At 70.2% G+C, this 15,359-nt stretch carries 16 protein-coding genes and 1 pseudogene; 13 read left to right on the top strand and 4 right to left on the bottom strand.

Annotated elements, in window-relative coordinates:
- Positions 1-48 precede the first annotated feature (48 nt).
- The gene (locus OHA58_RS38750) at positions 49-2,079 is read left to right on the top strand and encodes an RICIN domain-containing protein (RefSeq protein WP_405475718.1); all 2,031 of its coding nucleotides are present in this window, start codon (positions 49-51) and stop codon (positions 2,077-2,079) included.
- A 357-nt stretch (positions 2,080-2,436) separates the two neighbouring features.
- On the opposite strand, the gene OHA58_RS38745 is transcribed toward OHA58_RS38750, so the two are convergent.
- Both OHA58_RS38745 and OHA58_RS38740 read right to left on the bottom strand, forming a co-directional pair.
- Positions 2,437-2,850 carry a low temperature requirement protein A gene (locus tag OHA58_RS38745; protein WP_405475721.1) on the bottom strand — a complete coding sequence of 138 codons (414 nt, stop codon included), beginning with the start codon at positions 2,848-2,850 and terminating at the stop codon, positions 2,437-2,439.
- A 74-nt stretch (positions 2,851-2,924) separates the two neighbouring features.
- Positions 2,925-3,547, bottom strand: a pseudogene (locus OHA58_RS38740) (RNA-guided endonuclease InsQ/TnpB family protein); the annotation flags it as partial.
- 26 nt (positions 3,548-3,573) lie between these two features.
- Between OHA58_RS38740 and OHA58_RS38735 the strand changes: the two are divergent.
- Both OHA58_RS38735 and OHA58_RS38730 read left to right on the top strand, forming a co-directional pair.
- Positions 3,574-3,828, top strand: coding sequence for a TetR-like C-terminal domain-containing protein (locus tag OHA58_RS38735; RefSeq protein WP_405485395.1), 255 nt, complete (start codon positions 3,574-3,576; stop codon positions 3,826-3,828).
- A complete protein-coding gene (locus tag OHA58_RS38730; RefSeq protein ID WP_405475724.1) occupies positions 3,825-4,073 on the top strand; it encodes a hypothetical protein in 249 nt (82 codons plus the stop codon). The genes OHA58_RS38735 and OHA58_RS38730 overlap by 4 nt, the downstream gene beginning before the upstream one ends.
- Positions 4,074-4,229: 156 nt before the next feature.
- Here the strand turns inward: OHA58_RS38730 and OHA58_RS38725 are convergent, their stop codons facing one another.
- Positions 4,230-4,418: a hypothetical protein gene (locus tag OHA58_RS38725; RefSeq protein WP_405475726.1), complete on the bottom strand. Its 189-nt coding sequence runs from the start codon at positions 4,416-4,418 to the stop codon at positions 4,230-4,232.
- A gap of 21 nt (positions 4,419-4,439) precedes the next feature.
- Here OHA58_RS38725 and OHA58_RS38720 point away from each other — a divergent pair, with 21 nt between their 5' ends.
- Together OHA58_RS38720 and OHA58_RS38715 are read left to right on the top strand one after the other, a co-directional pair.
- Entirely contained in the window at positions 4,440-5,450 is a 1,011-nt protein-coding gene (locus tag OHA58_RS38720; RefSeq protein ID WP_405475728.1) for a sigma-70 family RNA polymerase sigma factor, read from the top strand.
- Positions 5,451-5,564: 114 nt separating this feature from the next.
- Positions 5,565-6,761 carry an NAD(P)/FAD-dependent oxidoreductase gene (locus OHA58_RS38715; RefSeq protein ID WP_405475730.1) on the top strand — a complete coding sequence of 399 codons (1,197 nt, stop codon included), beginning with the start codon at positions 5,565-5,567 and terminating at the stop codon, positions 6,759-6,761.
- Positions 6,762-7,083: 322 nt separating this feature from the next.
- Here the strand turns inward: OHA58_RS38715 and OHA58_RS38710 are convergent, their stop codons facing one another.
- Positions 7,084-7,215: a hypothetical protein gene (locus OHA58_RS38710; RefSeq protein WP_405475733.1), complete on the bottom strand. Its 132-nt coding sequence runs from the start codon at positions 7,213-7,215 to the stop codon at positions 7,084-7,086.
- A 146-nt stretch (positions 7,216-7,361) separates the two neighbouring features.
- Between OHA58_RS38710 and ltnD the strand changes: the two genes are divergently transcribed.
- The 8 genes from ltnD to OHA58_RS38670 all read left to right on the top strand — a co-directional run bounded on the left by ltnD (position 7,362) and on the right by OHA58_RS38670 (position 15,310).
- The gene (gene ltnD / locus OHA58_RS38705) at positions 7,362-8,312 is read left to right on the top strand and encodes an L-threonate dehydrogenase (protein ID WP_405484706.1); all 951 of its coding nucleotides are present in this window, start codon (positions 7,362-7,364) and stop codon (positions 8,310-8,312) included.
- 1 nt (position 8,313) lies between these two features.
- Positions 8,314-9,606 carry a 3-oxo-tetronate kinase gene (otnK, locus tag OHA58_RS38700; RefSeq protein WP_405475736.1) on the top strand — a complete coding sequence of 431 codons (1,293 nt, stop codon included), beginning with the start codon at positions 8,314-8,316 and terminating at the stop codon, positions 9,604-9,606.
- Positions 9,603-10,292: an aldolase gene (locus OHA58_RS38695; protein ID WP_405475739.1), complete on the top strand. Its 690-nt coding sequence runs from the start codon at positions 9,603-9,605 to the stop codon at positions 10,290-10,292. The genes otnK and OHA58_RS38695 overlap by 4 nt, the downstream gene beginning before the upstream one ends.
- Before the next feature lie 60 nt (positions 10,293-10,352).
- Positions 10,353-11,660, top strand: a complete 1,308-nt coding sequence (locus tag OHA58_RS38690) for an MFS transporter (protein WP_405475741.1) — start codon at positions 10,353-10,355, stop codon at positions 11,658-11,660.
- A 31-nt stretch (positions 11,661-11,691) separates the two neighbouring features.
- The gene (gene otnI / locus OHA58_RS38685; RefSeq protein WP_405475743.1) at positions 11,692-12,486 is read left to right on the top strand and encodes a 2-oxo-tetronate isomerase; all 795 of its coding nucleotides are present in this window, start codon (positions 11,692-11,694) and stop codon (positions 12,484-12,486) included.
- Positions 12,483-13,517, top strand: coding sequence for a D-erythronate dehydrogenase (denD, locus tag OHA58_RS38680; protein ID WP_405475746.1), 1,035 nt, complete (start codon positions 12,483-12,485; stop codon positions 13,515-13,517). The genes otnI and denD overlap by 4 nt, the downstream gene beginning before the upstream one ends.
- Positions 13,518-13,522: 5 nt before the next feature.
- Entirely contained in the window at positions 13,523-14,284 is a 762-nt protein-coding gene (locus OHA58_RS38675; protein WP_405475748.1) for a FadR/GntR family transcriptional regulator, read from the top strand.
- 324 nt (positions 14,285-14,608) lie between these two features.
- On the top strand, positions 14,609-15,310 hold the full coding sequence (locus tag OHA58_RS38670) for a 2-phosphosulfolactate phosphatase (RefSeq protein WP_405475751.1): 702 nt from the start codon (positions 14,609-14,611) through the stop codon (positions 15,308-15,310).
- Positions 15,311-15,359 lie beyond the last annotated feature (49 nt).

The raw sequence follows: 15,359 nt of genomic DNA, 5'->3' as shown, positions 1-15,359 counted from the left end.
TCTCGCACCACCGACACCCCGCCCACACAACGACATTGGGAGCACACGTTGGCGCGCTTGACCCGCAGACGGTTCATCGGCATCGCCGCGGCCACGGCCGCGGCCGCAGGAACCCAGCTCTCAGCCGCACCGCTCGTCGCCGCGGCCGCCGGCGCGACGGTCACGGTCACCCCCGACCCCTCGTACCGGCACGAGCGGTTCGAGGGGTGGGGCACCAGCCTGGTCTGGTTCGCGAACGCGACCGGGCACTACCCGGACGAGATCCGCGAGCGGATAGCCGACCTCGTCTTCGGCCGTGACGGCCTCGCCCTGAACATCGCCCGCTACAACATAGGCGGCGGCAACGCCCCCGACGTACCGGACTACTTGAGGGCGGGCGGCGCCGTCGAGGGCTGGTGGAAGGCGCCCGAGGGCACCACCCGCACCGACACCGACTGGTGGGACCCCGACAACGGGGAGCACTGGAACGGGGACGCCGACGCCACCCAGCGCTGGTGGGTGGACCGGATCAAGAAGGACATCACCCACTGGGAGACGTTCTCCAACTCGCCGCCGTACTTCATGACGGTCAGCGGCTATGTCTCCGGCGGCTTCGACGCGTCGAGAGACCAGTTGAAGGAGGCGTCCGTCGACGACTTCGCCACCTATCTGGCCGGGGCGACGCGGCGCCTGGAGAAGGCGCACGGCATCAAGGTGAAGACCGTCGACCCGTGCAACGAGCCCAACACCAGTTACTGGGGTACGAAGTTGGGCGCCGACGGGAATCCGACCAGTGGCCGTCAGGAGGGGTGTCACATCGGCCCCGCCCTCCAGCAGAAGATCGTGCCCGCGCTCGACGCCGCGCTCAAGAAAGCGCGGACGACGGCGGTCGTCTCAGCGATGGACGAGACCAACCCGACGACCTTCGCCACGAACTGGACCAGCTACCCGGCCGACGTGAAGAGCCACGTCGCCCAGATGAACGTCCACACGTACGGCACCGGCGGCCGGACCTCCGTCCGCGACCTCGCCAAGGCCGACGGCAAGCCGCTGTGGATGAGCGAGGTCGAGGGCGACTGGGGCGACGGCCAGTCCTTCACCGACATGCGGCCCGGACTCGGGCTCGCCCAGCACATCGTCGACGACCTGCGCGAACTGGAGCCCAGCGCCTGGGTGTTCTGGCAGCCCGTCGAGGACTGGGACAACATGAAGCCCGGCGGGGAATCCGCCAAGGGAGGCAACTGGGGCGAGATCCAGGTCTCCTTCAGCGCCGGCCCCGACGACACCCTGGAGACCTGCCCGGTCCACACGAACACGAAGTTCGACACCGCCCGGAACTTCACCCACTACATCCGTCCCGGCGACCACCTCATCAAGACCGACGACACGAGCAGCACCGCAGCCGTCACCCGTGGCGGCAACGGCGCCACCGTCGTCCACGTCAACAGCACCACGTCCTCCCGCACGGTGACGCTCGACCTGTCGAAGTTCGCGACCGTACGCCAGGGCGCGACCGTCACCCCGGTCGTGACCAGCACGGACGGCAAGCTGGCCGAGCAGACGCCGATCGCGGTGACGGGCCGTACGGCCACCTTCACGGTGCCCGCGCAGTCGGTGACCACGTTCGTGATCAAGGGCGTGTCCGGGGTCACGAAGGACGCCGCGACGCTTCGCAAGGGACGCGCGTACGAGCTGACCGGCGTGCAGAGCGGCAAAGACCTCACCGTCGCCGACGGCGCCAGCACACTCGTCATCGAGTCGGGGACGGGCACGGCCGGTCAACGGTGGCGGCTCGCGCAGATCAACGGCGAAGGACCGGCGAACCGCAGGCGGCACGTCTTCACCAGCGCCGCCGACGGCAGGCGGCTCGCCATCCGCGACGGTGCGCCGATCGTCGAACCCGACACGGACGAGCGGGACGCGGCCGCGCAATGGATCATGTCGACGACGGGCGACGGCACGTACACGCTCGTCAACGCCGGTACGGGCCGCCTCCTCGAGGTCGGCGGACAGGCCACGCACGAGGGCGCGCCCGTCGGGACCTGGCAGCCCAACTCCGGTTCCAATCAACGGTGGAAGGTCACCGACGTGACGTCCTGAGGACCGCGGCGGCGCGCCCCACGGCCTAGTGCCGTGGAGCGCGTCCCTCGCGGGGTTGCTCCGCTGTTGCCACCTGCTCCCGAGCGGCAAGCCGACGCCGTCCGGGACGGTTGCGCGTTCCCGACCGGGCAGCGCTGGCCGACGTGATGTATGTGCTGCGAACCCAGGCAGGGTGTCGGCGGGCAGGCCGGGCCTCCATGCCGTGCACCGGTGACGGTCCCGGTACACGGCCGGAGAACATGGTGCCGGCAGGACGATCGCAGAGACCGTCTGAGCGGGTCGTCCCGGTGGCTTTTCCAGGAGGCCCCCGGTGCGCATGTGCGCACCGGGGGCCTCCGCCGTACCCGGGGCGCTGCCCTAGAGGCCGAGGCAGCGGCGGTGGGCCGGGGTCTCGGCCACGACCGACGCGGCGAGCAGGGCCGCGAGCGCGGCGAGGACACCGGCCACGGGGGCGTGACCGGCGAGGGGCAGCAGGCACAGCGCCGCGCCCGCGGTCACCAGCCGGATGAGTACGACGCGGTCGCAAGGGCCGGTGAACGCGGCACGGACCATGGCCGTCGCCATGAGGAACAGGGCTACGCCGCCCAGGACGCAGCCTGCCAGGGGCGCGGCGATATGGCTCCCCGACCCGGCGACGGCCGCGCCCACCGCGCCGCCCGTGACCGCGAGTCCCAGCTGGACCGGGAGATGGCCGAAGACGTAGACGTGCATGAGCCGGCCGCCGCGCGCGAGCGCCTCGTGGGCGCCGGGCCTGGTGCCGCTCGCAATCAACTACCCGGTCGTGAACGACCGGGTTTGCTGCTCGAGTCATCACTGGCTGTGATGGGTTCGGCTGCGTCCAGTTCTCACACGATGAGGGTGAGTTCGGGGGCCGTTGACCGGCCCCCGCAGACCCACACGTACCACCCACGGTGGGCGATGTTGTGGGACGCGTTGTGGTCTGCGTGATCAACGAATCCGCAGACCCGGCACGAGAAACAGGCCTGGGAGGGCCGGTTGCCGCGTGCGGTGTGATGACACTTCGAGCATCCTGGCTGGTGTAGGCCGGATCGACGTAGACCACCGGCACCCCGGCCCGCTTCGCCTTGTAGGCGATGAACGATCCGAGCTGGGCGAACGGCCAGGAGTGGATCTTGACGCGTTGGGGCTTTCTCAGCCGTGCCCGCTCGCGAATGCCCTTCAGGTCTTCCAGGGCGATCCCGCGACCGGTGCGTTCAGCCTCCGCCACGATCCGCTTCGAAATCTTGTGGTTGATGTCCTTGGCGCGCCGGGCTTCCTTGCCCGCGTACTTCTTCGCCCGCCGCTTGGCGGACTTGGTGTTCTTCTTCTGCAGCTTGGAACGCAGCTTGCGATCCTGTTCCCGCTTGCGGTAGACGCGGCGACCGCAGTGTCGGGCCCCGTCAGAGGTGACCGCGATGTTCACGATCCCCAGGTCCACCCCGAGGAAGCCGACCGGATCACGAGGGGGCGAGCACCCCGCCGACCGCGCCCGCCCTGCGCACGCTGGCGCGGGAGGCGGCCCGCGACCCTCATCTGGCCGACCTGATGCGGGAGTTCACAGGGGCGCGCCGCGCCGCGCTGCGGGAGGTCCTCGAACGGGGCCGTGAACGCGGTGAGCTCCCGGAGGGCCGTGACCTCGACCTCATGGTCGATCAGGTCTACGGCGTGTTCTGGTACCGCTTCCTACTGGGCCACGCCCCGCTCGACGAACGAACGGCCACGGACCTCGCGGATTCCCTCGTCCGGTGACTGCCGCTGCTGCCGTCCGCGCACTCCTGCACACGGCGGCGTTCGCCTGCCTGGCCTGGCTCTGGCCGCGTACGCCGCGCACCGGCTGCACGAGAGCAAGAACGCCGACGCATCCTCGCGAACCCTTGCTCCGGCGTTCCACACCGGTCACCCGCAGACCGCCCAGCACCCGCAGGGAGTCCAGCTGCACCCTTGACCTTGACCTCAAGGTCAAGGTCAAGGTCAAGGTCAAGGTCAAGGCTTAGCCTCCCAAGCCCGGAGGACGGCGACCACCTTGCCGAAATCCCCGCGTCGTCGCCGCCTGGGACGAGCCCCTGGCAAAGGCATTCCAGAAGCGATGGTGATCGTTTCCCAGTGTGTAGCGCTGCCGCTCGATATCAGGTTGGTGTTCGAGCCGCTGCTCACGGCAGAGTGGTGCGGTGACTGACTTGTGGGCGCATGCCCTGACCTGGGCAGAAGTGGATCCGTTGCAGCACCCGTTCGAGCTGGATGGAGATGCGGCGAAGGAGTTGGCTGGTCTTGTCGCGCCCTCGACGGCGGCCTCGGACGGCGAGGACGGTCAAGGCCAGGACGGCCGTGGAACCGCGCATCCCGCCGGTTAGGATCCTGGCATGGCCCTGACCCTGAGTGACGTGGACCGGTTCGAGGCGGCCAGGCCCCGTCTCGAGGCCATCGCCTACCGCATGCTCGGCTCGGCGAGCGAGGCGGAGGACACCGTACAGGAGACCTATCTGCGCTGGCAGGCCGCCGATGCCGAGCGCATCGAGGTGCCCGAGGCCTGGCTGACCAAGGTGCTCACCAACCTCTGCCTCAACCAGCTCACTTCGGCCCGTGCGCGCCGCGAGACATACGTCGGCCAGTGGCTGCCCGAACCGCTGCTCGAAGGGGACCCGATGCTGGGCCCGGCGGAGACGGCCGAGCAGCGCGAGTCGGTGTCGTACGCCGTGCTGGTCCTTCTGGAGCGGCTCTCGCCCAACGAGCGTGCGGTGTACGTGCTGCGCGAGGCGTTCGCCTACTCCCACCGGGAGATTGCCGCGATCCTCGACCTCAGCGAGGCGGCCAGCCAGCAGATCTTCCATCGCGCGAAGAAGCATGTGGCGCAGGGCAGGGCGCAGGCGGCTTCGGGCGGGGGTGCTGCTGATGGGGCGGCTTTGGGCAGGGCTGCCGGCGGGGCGCTGATCGAGATCGACGAGGCGGCCGCGCGCCGTATCGTCGAGGAGTTCCTCGCTGCGGCGACCAGTGGTGAGACCGGGCCGCTGATCAGGCTGCTCACCTCGGACGCCATCGCGGTCGGCGACGGTGGCGGGAAGGTGCCGGCCCGGGCCAGCGCCTTCGAGGGCGCACTCGCGGTGGCGAAGTTCCTGCGGGGGATGTTCAAGCCGGCCCAGGCCAAGCGGGATCTGGTCGGCGGTTCGCCCGACCTCTACGCCACCACCGCCAACGGCAGCCCCGCGATCGTCGCGGTGATCGACGGGCGGGTCTTCGGCATCATGTGCCTGGAGCGGACGCGGGAGGGCATCGTCGCGGTCCGCAGCCAGGTCAACCCGGACAAGCTGGAGCGCGCGACGGAGCGCTGGGCCGCGGGCGATTTCGGTACTCCGGTCCTGGCCGAAGCCCTCTGAGCCGCTATGTGACTCAGGTCACACTCCTCTCCTGTCAGGAATCCGCGGGCTGCCCGGTTCAAGGGGCGTGACCGGGCCAGAAGGCGCCGGAACCGCGCAGACAGGAGCAGGAAAATGCAGCACCGCATCATCGTCCTCGGCGCCGGCTACTCCGGAGCGATCGCGGCCGGCCGGCTCGCCAAGCGGCTGCGCCGCGAGGACGTCGCCATCACCCTCGTCAACGCCGAACCCGACTTCGTCGAGCGGGTCCGGATGCACCAGCTGGCCGTGGGCCAGGAGCTGAAGTCGCGCCCGCTGCGCGAGATGTTCGCGGGCACGGGGGTCGAGCTGAAGCTCGCGAAGGTCACGTCGATCGACGTGGACCGCAAGACGGTCGCCGTGGAGAGCGCCGACGGCTCGGAACAACTGTCGTACGACACCCTCGTCTACGCCCTCGGCAGCGGATGGAACGCAGGCGGCGTCCCGGGCGTCGCCGAGCACGGCCACCAGATCGCGGGCCGCCCCGGCGCGCTCCGGCTGCGCGAGCGCCTGGCCCAGCTCGCCGAGGGCGAGACGGTGGTCGTCGTGGGTGGCGGCCTGACCGGACTGGAGTTCGCCACGGAGGTGGCCGAGGCCCGCCCAGACCTCGACGTCGCGCTCGCCTCGCGCGGCGAACTGGGCGACTGGCTCTCCCCGAAGGGCCGCACGCACCTGCGCAAGGTCACCGACGGGCTCGGCATCACGGTGTACGAGAACGCGCCGGTGACCACGGTCGAGGCGGACCGGGTCACGACCGCGGACGGCCGGACCATTCCGGCCGCCGTCACCGTCTGGACCACGGGCTTCGCGGTCCACCTGCCGGCGAAGTCCACCAGCCTCGAGCTCGCGGACACCGGCCGAATCGTGGTCGACGCGACGATGCGCTCGCTCTCGCACCCGGACGTGTACGCGATCGGCGACGCCGGTCACGCCCTGGGCGCCGGCGACAAGCCACTGCGTATGTCCTGCGCCTCGGGCGCCCCCATGGCATGGCGGGCCGCGGACTCCATCGCGGCTCGACTCAGTGGCGGCAAGGCGGCGAGCGCCCCGCTGCGCTACTTCAACCAGTGCATCTCGCTCGGCCGCAAGGAGGGGCTGATCCAGTTCGTCACCGCCGACGACCGCTCCGTGGACCGTACCCTGGCCGGCCGCTTCGCGGTCCGCTACAAGGAGTTGGTCTGCAAGGGCGCGGTCTGGGGTGTTGCCAACCCGACGCTGGGCATTCCGGTACGACGGCGGCGGGTGGTGGCCGACCACGTTGCGTCGGAGGGGACGGTACGGGTGGCAGCCTGAAGCACGTACCACCTTGCGCACGATACGGAAGACCCCGGACTGCTCCGAGGTCTTCCGCCTGCACCCGACCGCACCACCGGCGGCCTGCAGGTGGGCCCCAGAACGCCGGCACACCACCGTGCACGCCGCCCACCTCACGGGCACCGCGACCCCGGCGCCGGCATCCTCGCCGACCTCGTCTACCAGGCGACATGGCGGGCCTTCCCCAGCGAGGCCGTCGACATCCTCGCACTCGCCCACTCCCGCACCCACTCCCCCGCCGCCCGCACCCGGGCCATGTTCACCGTCAACCGCGCCGACACTGATGTGCCCGGGGCCACGGTCAGCCGAGCTGCTTCGGCCCGGGGTGGGTGCCGTCGGCGTCGAGGGCACGGGCCGTGACCCAGCCGCCGTCGGGGGAAGCGAGGAAAGCGACGGCCGCCGCGATGCCGGCCTTGGGTGGCGGAGCCGGCACCGGCAGGGGCGGCACTTGGGAGCGTGACGGGCATCACTCTGTACTCCGCGACGTCCGCAGGTCATCATATGACCCGATCGCTGCTTGTAACGGGAGCAGCACAACGACACGTACGAGTCGACGAGTCAACGATGACGAGGGCGGACATGAACGACCAGCAGCGGCCGGCGCGGCCGCGTGTGGGCGTGGTGGGGCTCGGGGCCATGGGCCTGGGCATGGCCCGCAGCCTGCGCACCGCCGGATACGACGTGGGAGTCCACGACCTGCGGCCGGAAGTGGCCGCCGACTTCGCCCGCGGCGGCGGGACGGCGTTCGCCTCCCCCGCCGAGCTGGCGGCCGGGGTGGACGTCCTGATCGGCGTCGTGGTCAACGCGGCGCAGGTCGAGTCGGTCCTCTTCGGCGACGGCGGGGCAGCCGAGCAGCTGCGCCCCGGTTCCGTCTACGTGATGTGCTCGACGGTCGACCCGGACTGGTCCGCCGGGCTGGAGGGCCGTCTGGGCGAGCTGGGCGTGCTCTACCTGGACGCGCCCATCTCCGGCGGCGCTGTGCGCGCGGCCGCCGGTGAGCTGACGATGATGACGTCGGGCTGCGCCGCGGCGTACGCCGTCGCCGACCCGGTACTCGAGGCCATGAGCGCCACCGTGTACCGTCTCGGCGACCACGCCGGTCTTGGCTCGAAGGTCAAGATCGTGAATCAGCTGCTCGCGGGCGTCCACATCGCCGCTGCGGCCGAGGCGATGGCTCTGGGGATCAAGGCCGGCGTTCCGGCCGAGGCCCTCTACGAGGTCATCACGCACAGCGCCGGCAACTCATGGATGTTCGAGAACCGTATGGCCCATGTGCTGGCGGGCGACTACACGCCGCTGTCCGCCGTCGACATCTTCGTCAAGGACCTGGGGCTCGTACTGGATTCGGCCCGGCCGCAGAAGTTCCCGCTGCCGCTGTCCGCCACCGCCCACCAGATGTTCCTGCAGGCGTCGGCCTGCGGGCTCGGCGGTGAGGACGACAGCGCGGTCATCAAGATCTTCCCCGGCATCGACCTGCCACAGCCCGTGAACCAGCCCCAGCCGACCCACCAGCCCAAGAAGGAGGACTGACGTGAGCGTCCGCCTCGGGTGCATCGCCGACGACTTCACCGGCGCCACCGACCTGGCCAACAACCTGGTGCGCGCGGGCATGCGCGTGGTCCAGCTGATCGACGTACCGGCCGAGGGCACGGACCCCACGACTGATCCCGCGGCCGACGCGGACGCGGTGGTCATCGCCCTCAAGTCGCGTACGGTCCCTGCGGCCGAGGCCGTCGAGGCGTCCCTGCGCGCCCTTGAGTGGCTGCGCGCCGCGGGCGCCGAGCAGATCTACTTCAAGTACTGCTCCACCTTCGACTCGACGCCGGCCGGCAACATCGGCCCGGTCACCGAGGCCCTGATGGACGCGCTCGGCACCGACTTCACCGTCGCGACGCCCGCGTTCCCCGACAACGGGCGCACCGTCTTCAAGGGGCACCTGTTCGTCGGCGACGTCCTGCTCGGCGAGTCCGGCATGCGCCACCACCCGCTCACACCGATGACCGACTCCAACCTGGTGTCCGTGCTCGACGCGCAGACGACGCGGCCCGTCGGCCTCATCGACCACACGGTGGTGGCACAAGACGCAGGTGCCGTCCGGGCCCGGATCGCGCAGCTGCGGGCCGAGGGGGTCGGCGCCGCGATCGTCGACGCCGTGTCCAATGACGATCTCGTACGGCTCGGTGCGGCGGTCAAGGAGCTGGCGCTGGTGACCGCCGGTTCGGGGCTGGCGATCGGGCTGCCCGCGAACTGGGGTTTCGAACCGTCCGCGGCCGCCGCCCAGTTGCCGCCTGCCTGCGGCCGGCAGGCCGTCGTCGCCGGTTCGGTGTCCGCCGCCACGAACGGCCAGGTACGGGAGTTCCTCAGCACCGGCCGCCCCGCGTTCAGCGTCGACCCCCTGCGGATCGCCGCCGGCGAGGACATCGCCGCCCAGGCGCTCGCCTTCGCCGACAAGCACCTCGCCGACGGGCCCGTGCTCGTCTACTCGACCGAGTCGCCGGACGCGGTCCGCTCGGTGCAGGGGCAGCTCGGCGCCGCCGAGGCCGGTGAGCTGGTCGAGCAAACGCTCGCCCGCGTCGCCAAGGGACTCATCCAGCGCGGCGTACGGCAGCTCGTGGTCGCGGGCGGCGAGACCTCCGGCGCCGTCGTGCAGGCGCTCGGCCTCACGGGCCTGCGCATCGGTGGCCAGATCGACCCGGGCGTGCCGTGGTGCGCGGCGCCGCTGCCCGGCGGCGACACCCTCCACATCACGCTCAAGTCGGGCAACTTCGGCGGCCCGGACTTCTTCACCGCAGCCTTCACCCTCCTGAACGAGGAGTCCAAGTGACTCAGGGCCTCAAGACACAGGACCTCAAGGCGGCTGCCGCCCGCGCCGAGATCGTCCGCGTCGGCACCAGCCTGTTCGGCCGCGGCTACGTCCACGCCAGCGCCGGCAACATCAGCGCGAAGCTCGACGACGGCCACGGCCACCTGATCACGCCGACCGATGCGGCCCTCGGCTTCCTCGACGCCGACCGGCTCGCGCAGGTCGACGCTGCCGGCGAGCAGATCGCGGGCGACCGCGCCAGCAAGACGCTCACGCTGCACCGGCGCATCTACGCGGCCGACCCCACCGCCAGGTTCGTCATCCACACCCACTCCACGCACCTGGTCGCGCTGACGCTGGCCGGCGTGTGGCAGCAGGACGACGTGCTCCCGCCCCTCACCCCGTACTACGTGATGAAGGTGGGCCACGTCCCGCTGGTCCCGTACCACCGTCCCGGCGACCCGCGCGTCGCCGACCTGGTCACGGACCGCATCAACTCCCGTGCGGTGAACGGCACTCCGATCCGGGCTGTGCTCCTCGACCGGCTCGGCCCCGTCGTCTGGGGCCCGGACGCCGCGTCCGCACTGGCCGTACTGGAGGAGCTGGAGGAGACCGCACGCCTCTGGCTGACGACCGACCGCAGGCCGGAGCCGCTCCCCGACGACGCCATCGCCGAACTGAGGACCGTCTTCGGCGCCTCCTGGTAAAACCCCGCTCCCGTCCCCATCCGCTCGAAAACCCCTGAGACGCACAAGGAAGTGCCCCTCATGCCTACGACCGTCCCCACGGCCGAAAGCCCCGAACTGACCCGCGAGAACGCCGTGTTCCGCAAGGTCATCCGGCGCATCGTCCCCTTCCTGATCCTGTGTTACGTCGTCTCCTACCTGGACCGGGTCAACGTCGGCTTCGCCAAGCTGCAGATGTCCCAGGACCTCGGCTTCAGCGAGGCGGCGTACGGCCTCGGCGCCGGCCTGTTCTTCATCGGCTACTTCCTGTTCGAAGTCCCCTCGAACCTGATGCTGCAAAAGGTCGGTGCCCGCACCTGGATCGCCCGGATCATGATCAGCTGGGGCGTGGTCTCGGCACTGTTCGTCTTCGTCAACAACGAAGCGACGTTCTACGTGCTCCGGTTCCTGCTCGGCGCCGCCGAGGCCGGGTTCTACCCGGGCGTCATCCTCTACTGCACGTACTGGTTCCCCTCCGCGCGGCGGGCCCGGGTGATCGCGCTGTTCATGTCGGCCATCCCCGTGGCGGGCATCTTCGGCAACCCGCTCTCGGGCTGGATCATGGACGTCTTCGAGGGCACCGGCGGCTGGAACGGCTGGCAGTGGCTGTTCCTCATCGAGGCGCTGCCCGCCATCGCGGTGGGGGTGATGACGCTGTTCTACCTGGACAACAGCGTGCGCGACGCGAAGTGGCTGAGCGACGACGACAAGAGCGTGATCGAGCGCGCACTCGCGCAGGACACCCAGCACCACAGCAAGCACGGCAAGACGTGGGACGCGTTCCGCGACCCCAAGGTGTGGCTGATGTGCCTCATCTACTTCTTCTTCGTGATGGGCCAGTACGCGCTCACCTTCTGGATGCCGACCTTCGTCGAGTCCACCGGCGTCACGGGCGGCTTCGCGATCGGCGCGCTGAGCGCCGTGCCGTACCTGGCCGCGCTCGTCGCGATGAACCTCTTCGGCCGCTCCGCCGACAAGCGGCGCGAACGCCGCTGGCACCTGGTCTTCCCGAGCCTGATGGGCGCCGTCGGCTTCTCGCTGGCCGCGAGCTGGACCGGGTCGACCGCCCTGTCCCTTCTCGCGCTCTCGATCGCCGCCGCGGGCGTGCTGACCTGCGCTCCGCTGTTCTGGTCGCTGCCGACCGCCTTCCTCAGCGGCACCGCGGCCGCCGCCGGACTCGCCGTCATCAACTCGGTGGGCAACCTGGCCGGCTTCGTCAGCCCGTACATGATCGGCTCGATCAAGGACGCCACCGACTCGACGGCGATCCCGATGTACGTCCTGGCGCTGGGCCTGGTCATCGGCGCCGCGGCCGTCCTCGCCACCAAGAAGAGCGTCGTCAACCGCTGACCGAGCCTGCCTCACACCTTACGGAGTCACCATGCCGAGGTTCGCCGCGAACCTGTCCACCCTGTATCCCGAACACGACTTCCCCGACCGCTTCGCCGCGGCCGCAGCCGACGGCTTCGAGGCCGTCGAGTACCTCTTCCCGTACGCATACGAGGCGACCGAACTGCGGCGCCGTCTCGACGCGCACGGCCTGCAGCAGGTCCTGTTCAACGCACCGCCCGGCAACTGGGACGCCGGTGAGCGCGGGATCGCGGCGCTGCCCGGACGCGAGGCGCAGGTGCGCGACGGCGTCGACCGAGCCCTGGAGTACGCCGCCGCGCTCGGCTGCCCGCGCGTGCACATGATGGCGGGCCTGGTACCGCCGGGCGCCGACCCGGCGCCGTACCGCGCGACATACCTGTCGAACCTCGCGTACGCCGCCGACCAGGCAGCGACCGTCGGCGTCGACATCCTGATCGAGCCGATCAACGGCCGCGACATGCCGGGCTACTTCCTGCACCGCCAGGCCGACGCCCACACGGTCGTGAAGGAGGTGGGCGCCCCCAACCTGAAGGTCCAACTCGACCTGTACCACTGCCAGATCGTCGAGGGCGACCTCACCGCCACACTCCGCCGCGACCTGCCCACCGGCCGCGTCGGCCACCTCCAGATCGCAGGCGTGCCCGACCGCCACGAGCCCGATGCCGGGGAACTGAACCTGCGTCATCTCATGTCCGTCGTCGACGAGCTGGGCTTCGACGGCTGGATCGGCTGCGAGTACTTCCCCAAGGCCGGCACGAGCGAAGGTCTCGGCTGGCTGAACAAGTTCCAAGGAGACAAAGCATGAGGATCGTCATCACGGGTGGCTTCGGCTTCCTGGGCCGTCAGGTCGCCGAGGCCCTGCTGGAGCAGCGCACCTTCGACGGCGCCCCCATCACCCGCCTCGTGCTCGCCGACCTCTTCGTACCGCAGGGATCGCCGCTGGCCGCCGACCCGCTCGTGGACGTGGTCCAGGGCGACCTGACCGAGCGCCTCGGCGACCTGTTCGCGCAGCCCGTGGACGTGGTCATCCACCTCGCGGCCGCGGTCTCCGCCGAGTGCGAGGCGGACTTCGACCTCGGCATGGGCGCCAACCTGGACACGACCCGCGCCCTCCTTGAGGCCGCGCGCGCCCAGTCGGCCGCCGGCGGTGTGACCGTACGGGTGGTCTTCGCCAGTAGCGTCGCCGTCTACGGCTCGGACGCCGCGCTGCCGCTTCCGGAGGTCGTCAGCGAGTCGACGCTGCCCACGCCACAGTCCAGCTACGGCGTCCAGAAGCGGATCTGCGAGCAGCTGATCGCCGAGTACACCCGCCGCGGCTTCCTCGACGGCCGCGTCACCCGCCTGATGACAGTCTCGGTGCGCCCCGGCAAGCCGAACGCGGCAGCCTCCGGATTCCTGTCCGGCATCGTCCGCGAGCCACTCGCCGGCCTCGAGGCGACCTGCCCGGTCAGCCCGGACCTGCACGTCGCCCTCGCCTCCCCGCGCCGCACCGTCGAGGGCATCCTGCGCGTGGCCCAGGCCGAGCGCGGCGAGGGCCCCGGGCAGCTGTCCGGCAGCCTCCCGGTCAACCTCCCGGCCCTCACGGTCACAGTCGCCGACATCCTCGACACGCTGCGTCAGGTCGCCGGGGACAGCGTCGCCGACCTGGTGAACATCGCCCCGGACCCGGCCGTCGAGGCCATCGTCGGCTCCTGGCCGGCCGTCTTCGACAACACCCGCGCCGCCCGGCTCGGCCTTGAGCCCGACGCGGACTTCGCAGCCGTGCTGCACCAGTACACCGCCGACCACGCGCAGGCGGTCACCGCCTGGGCGGCCAAGCCCACACCGATAGACTGACAACCATGTTTACCAAGGTGGACGGGCCCGTCCGGCTCGCGGACCGCGTCGCCGCGATGCTCGCGGACGAGATCGAGTCCGGACGGCTGACCACGGGCGACAAGCTGCCGACCGAGGTGGAACTGGTCAAGCAGCTCGGCGTCAGCCGCACCGTGATCCGCGAGGCCGTGTCCCGGCTGAGCAACGCCGGCCTGGTCGAGGCGCGCCAGGGGCGGGGCGTCTTCGTCCTGCCCCCGCGCACCCGACCACTCGACCTCGAAGCCGACACCACCCACACCACCGACACCAAGGCCAAGGTGCTGCAGATCGTCGAGGTCCGCCGCGCCATGGAGGGCGAGGCGGCCGAACTCGCCGCCACCCGCGCCACCCCCGACGACCACGCCCGGATGCGCCAAGCCCTGGCCGCGATCGACACGGCCGTCGCGGCAGGCGGCGACGGCGCCGACCAGGACCTGGCCTTCCACCGCTCCATCGCGGAGTCGACCGGCAACGCGGTCATGGTCTCCACCCTCCGCTACCTCGGCGAGGTCTCCCGCAGCGGCATCCGCGTCACCCGCGCCAACGAAGCCCGCCGAAACGACTTCTACGACGCCGTCCGCGAGGAACACCACGCCATCCTGACCGCCATCGAGCAGGGCAACGCCAAAGCAGCCCGCACAGCCGCCCGCCGCCACCTCGAACACGCCGCCACCCGGCTCCAAAAAGCAGACCCCGAATTCTGGAACACGGCACACAACCTCGACGTAAAACTCGACACAGCCGAATAATCCGAAACCCGGCCCACCAACCCCAGCCACAACTCCCTCCCCCGGCCCGGTCGGTGCCATATCCGCGTCACGCTCATCGAGACCCGACCCATAGGAAATGAGCAGCCACCACCACCGGCACGGAACACGTGAGCGCGGACTCGCCATCCTCGAACCGCTCACCACCGCACGGGAACCGAGCCCCGCCCGAACCACCCACTCACCAATCCCCAACCGCCACAACTCGCGCAGTTCCCACAAACAGGCTCTGGCTTCGGCCTGCCGGTGACGTGATGCGTATCACTGCCCGGGGGCTTCGGGTCCGGCATACGCGATCATGACCGAATGAACGCCCGCTTCCTTGGCATCACCGATCTGGTCGAAACCCCGTCCGTGGCAGTCGTAGTCGACGTCATGCGTGCCTTCACAGTGGCTGCCTGGGCCTTCGCCCAGGGAGCGGAAAAGATCGTTCTTGCCGAGTCGCTGGACGAAGCCCTCGCCCTCAAAGCCCGCCACCCGGACTGGGTGGCGCTCAAAGACGGTCCGCCCGCGCCCGGGTTCGACACCCTCAACTCACCGGGCCTGATGCGCTCTCTCGACCTTGCCGGACGGACCGTTGTGCAGAAAACCACGGCAGGGACGGTCGGCGTCTTCGCGGTCAAGGAGGCGTCACTGGTGCTGTGTGCCAGCTTCGTGGTGGCGGAGGCAACTGCCCGGCTCCTGCAGACAAACAACAGTGACAACGTCACGTTCGTGATCACCGGCGAGAACGGCCAGGCCGATGAAGACCTCGCGTGCGCCCAATACATCGCCCGGAAAACCGCCCAGGCCGGCACGAATGCAGGCGAGTTCCTCCGCCGCGCCCGCGAGTCACGCGCCGCCACCGAGCTGGCAGAGGGTGTACGTCAAGGAGTCCACCCCGATGACATCGCACTCTGCCTTGAACTCGACCGGTTCCCCTTCGCCATCGTGGCCACGCTGGAGAACGCACTCATAGTCCTCCGCACAGCAGACACGCCTTCACCGACCCACAAGACAACAACCTGACCGCACGCAAGAACCAACACCCACCAAGCAAAAACCAACACCCAGCCGA

The organism is Streptomyces sp. NBC_00009, assembly GCF_045040855.1.
In the GTDB taxonomy this organism is placed as follows: domain Bacteria; phylum Actinomycetota; class Actinomycetes; order Streptomycetales; family Streptomycetaceae; genus Streptomyces; species Streptomyces aureus.
This window is presented reverse-complemented; position numbering and strand designations above follow the sequence as displayed.

Bases quoted from the DNA above. Each gene is read 5' to 3' on its own strand.
- OHA58_RS38725 (WP_405475726.1), bottom strand. From the start codon at position 4,418: ATGCGCGGTTCCACGGCCGTCCTGGCCTTGACCGTCCTCGCCGTCCGA.
- OHA58_RS38720 (WP_405475728.1), top strand. From the start codon at position 4,440: ATGGCCCTGACCCTGAGTGACGTGGACCGGTTCGAGGCGGCCAGGCCC.
- OHA58_RS38715 (WP_405475730.1), top strand. From the start codon at position 5,565: ATGCAGCACCGCATCATCGTCCTCGGCGCCGGCTACTCCGGAGCGATC.
- ltnD (WP_405484706.1), top strand. From the start codon at position 7,362: ATGAACGACCAGCAGCGGCCGGCGCGGCCGCGTGTGGGCGTGGTGGGG.
- OHA58_RS38690 (WP_405475741.1), top strand. From the start codon at position 10,353: ATGCCTACGACCGTCCCCACGGCCGAAAGCCCCGAACTGACCCGCGAG.
- otnI (WP_405475743.1), top strand. From the start codon at position 11,692: ATGCCGAGGTTCGCCGCGAACCTGTCCACCCTGTATCCCGAACACGAC.
- denD (WP_405475746.1), top strand. From the start codon at position 12,483: ATGAGGATCGTCATCACGGGTGGCTTCGGCTTCCTGGGCCGTCAGGTC.
- OHA58_RS38675 (WP_405475748.1), top strand. From the start codon at position 13,523: ATGTTTACCAAGGTGGACGGGCCCGTCCGGCTCGCGGACCGCGTCGCC.
- OHA58_RS38670 (WP_405475751.1), top strand. From the start codon at position 14,609: ATGAACGCCCGCTTCCTTGGCATCACCGATCTGGTCGAAACCCCGTCC.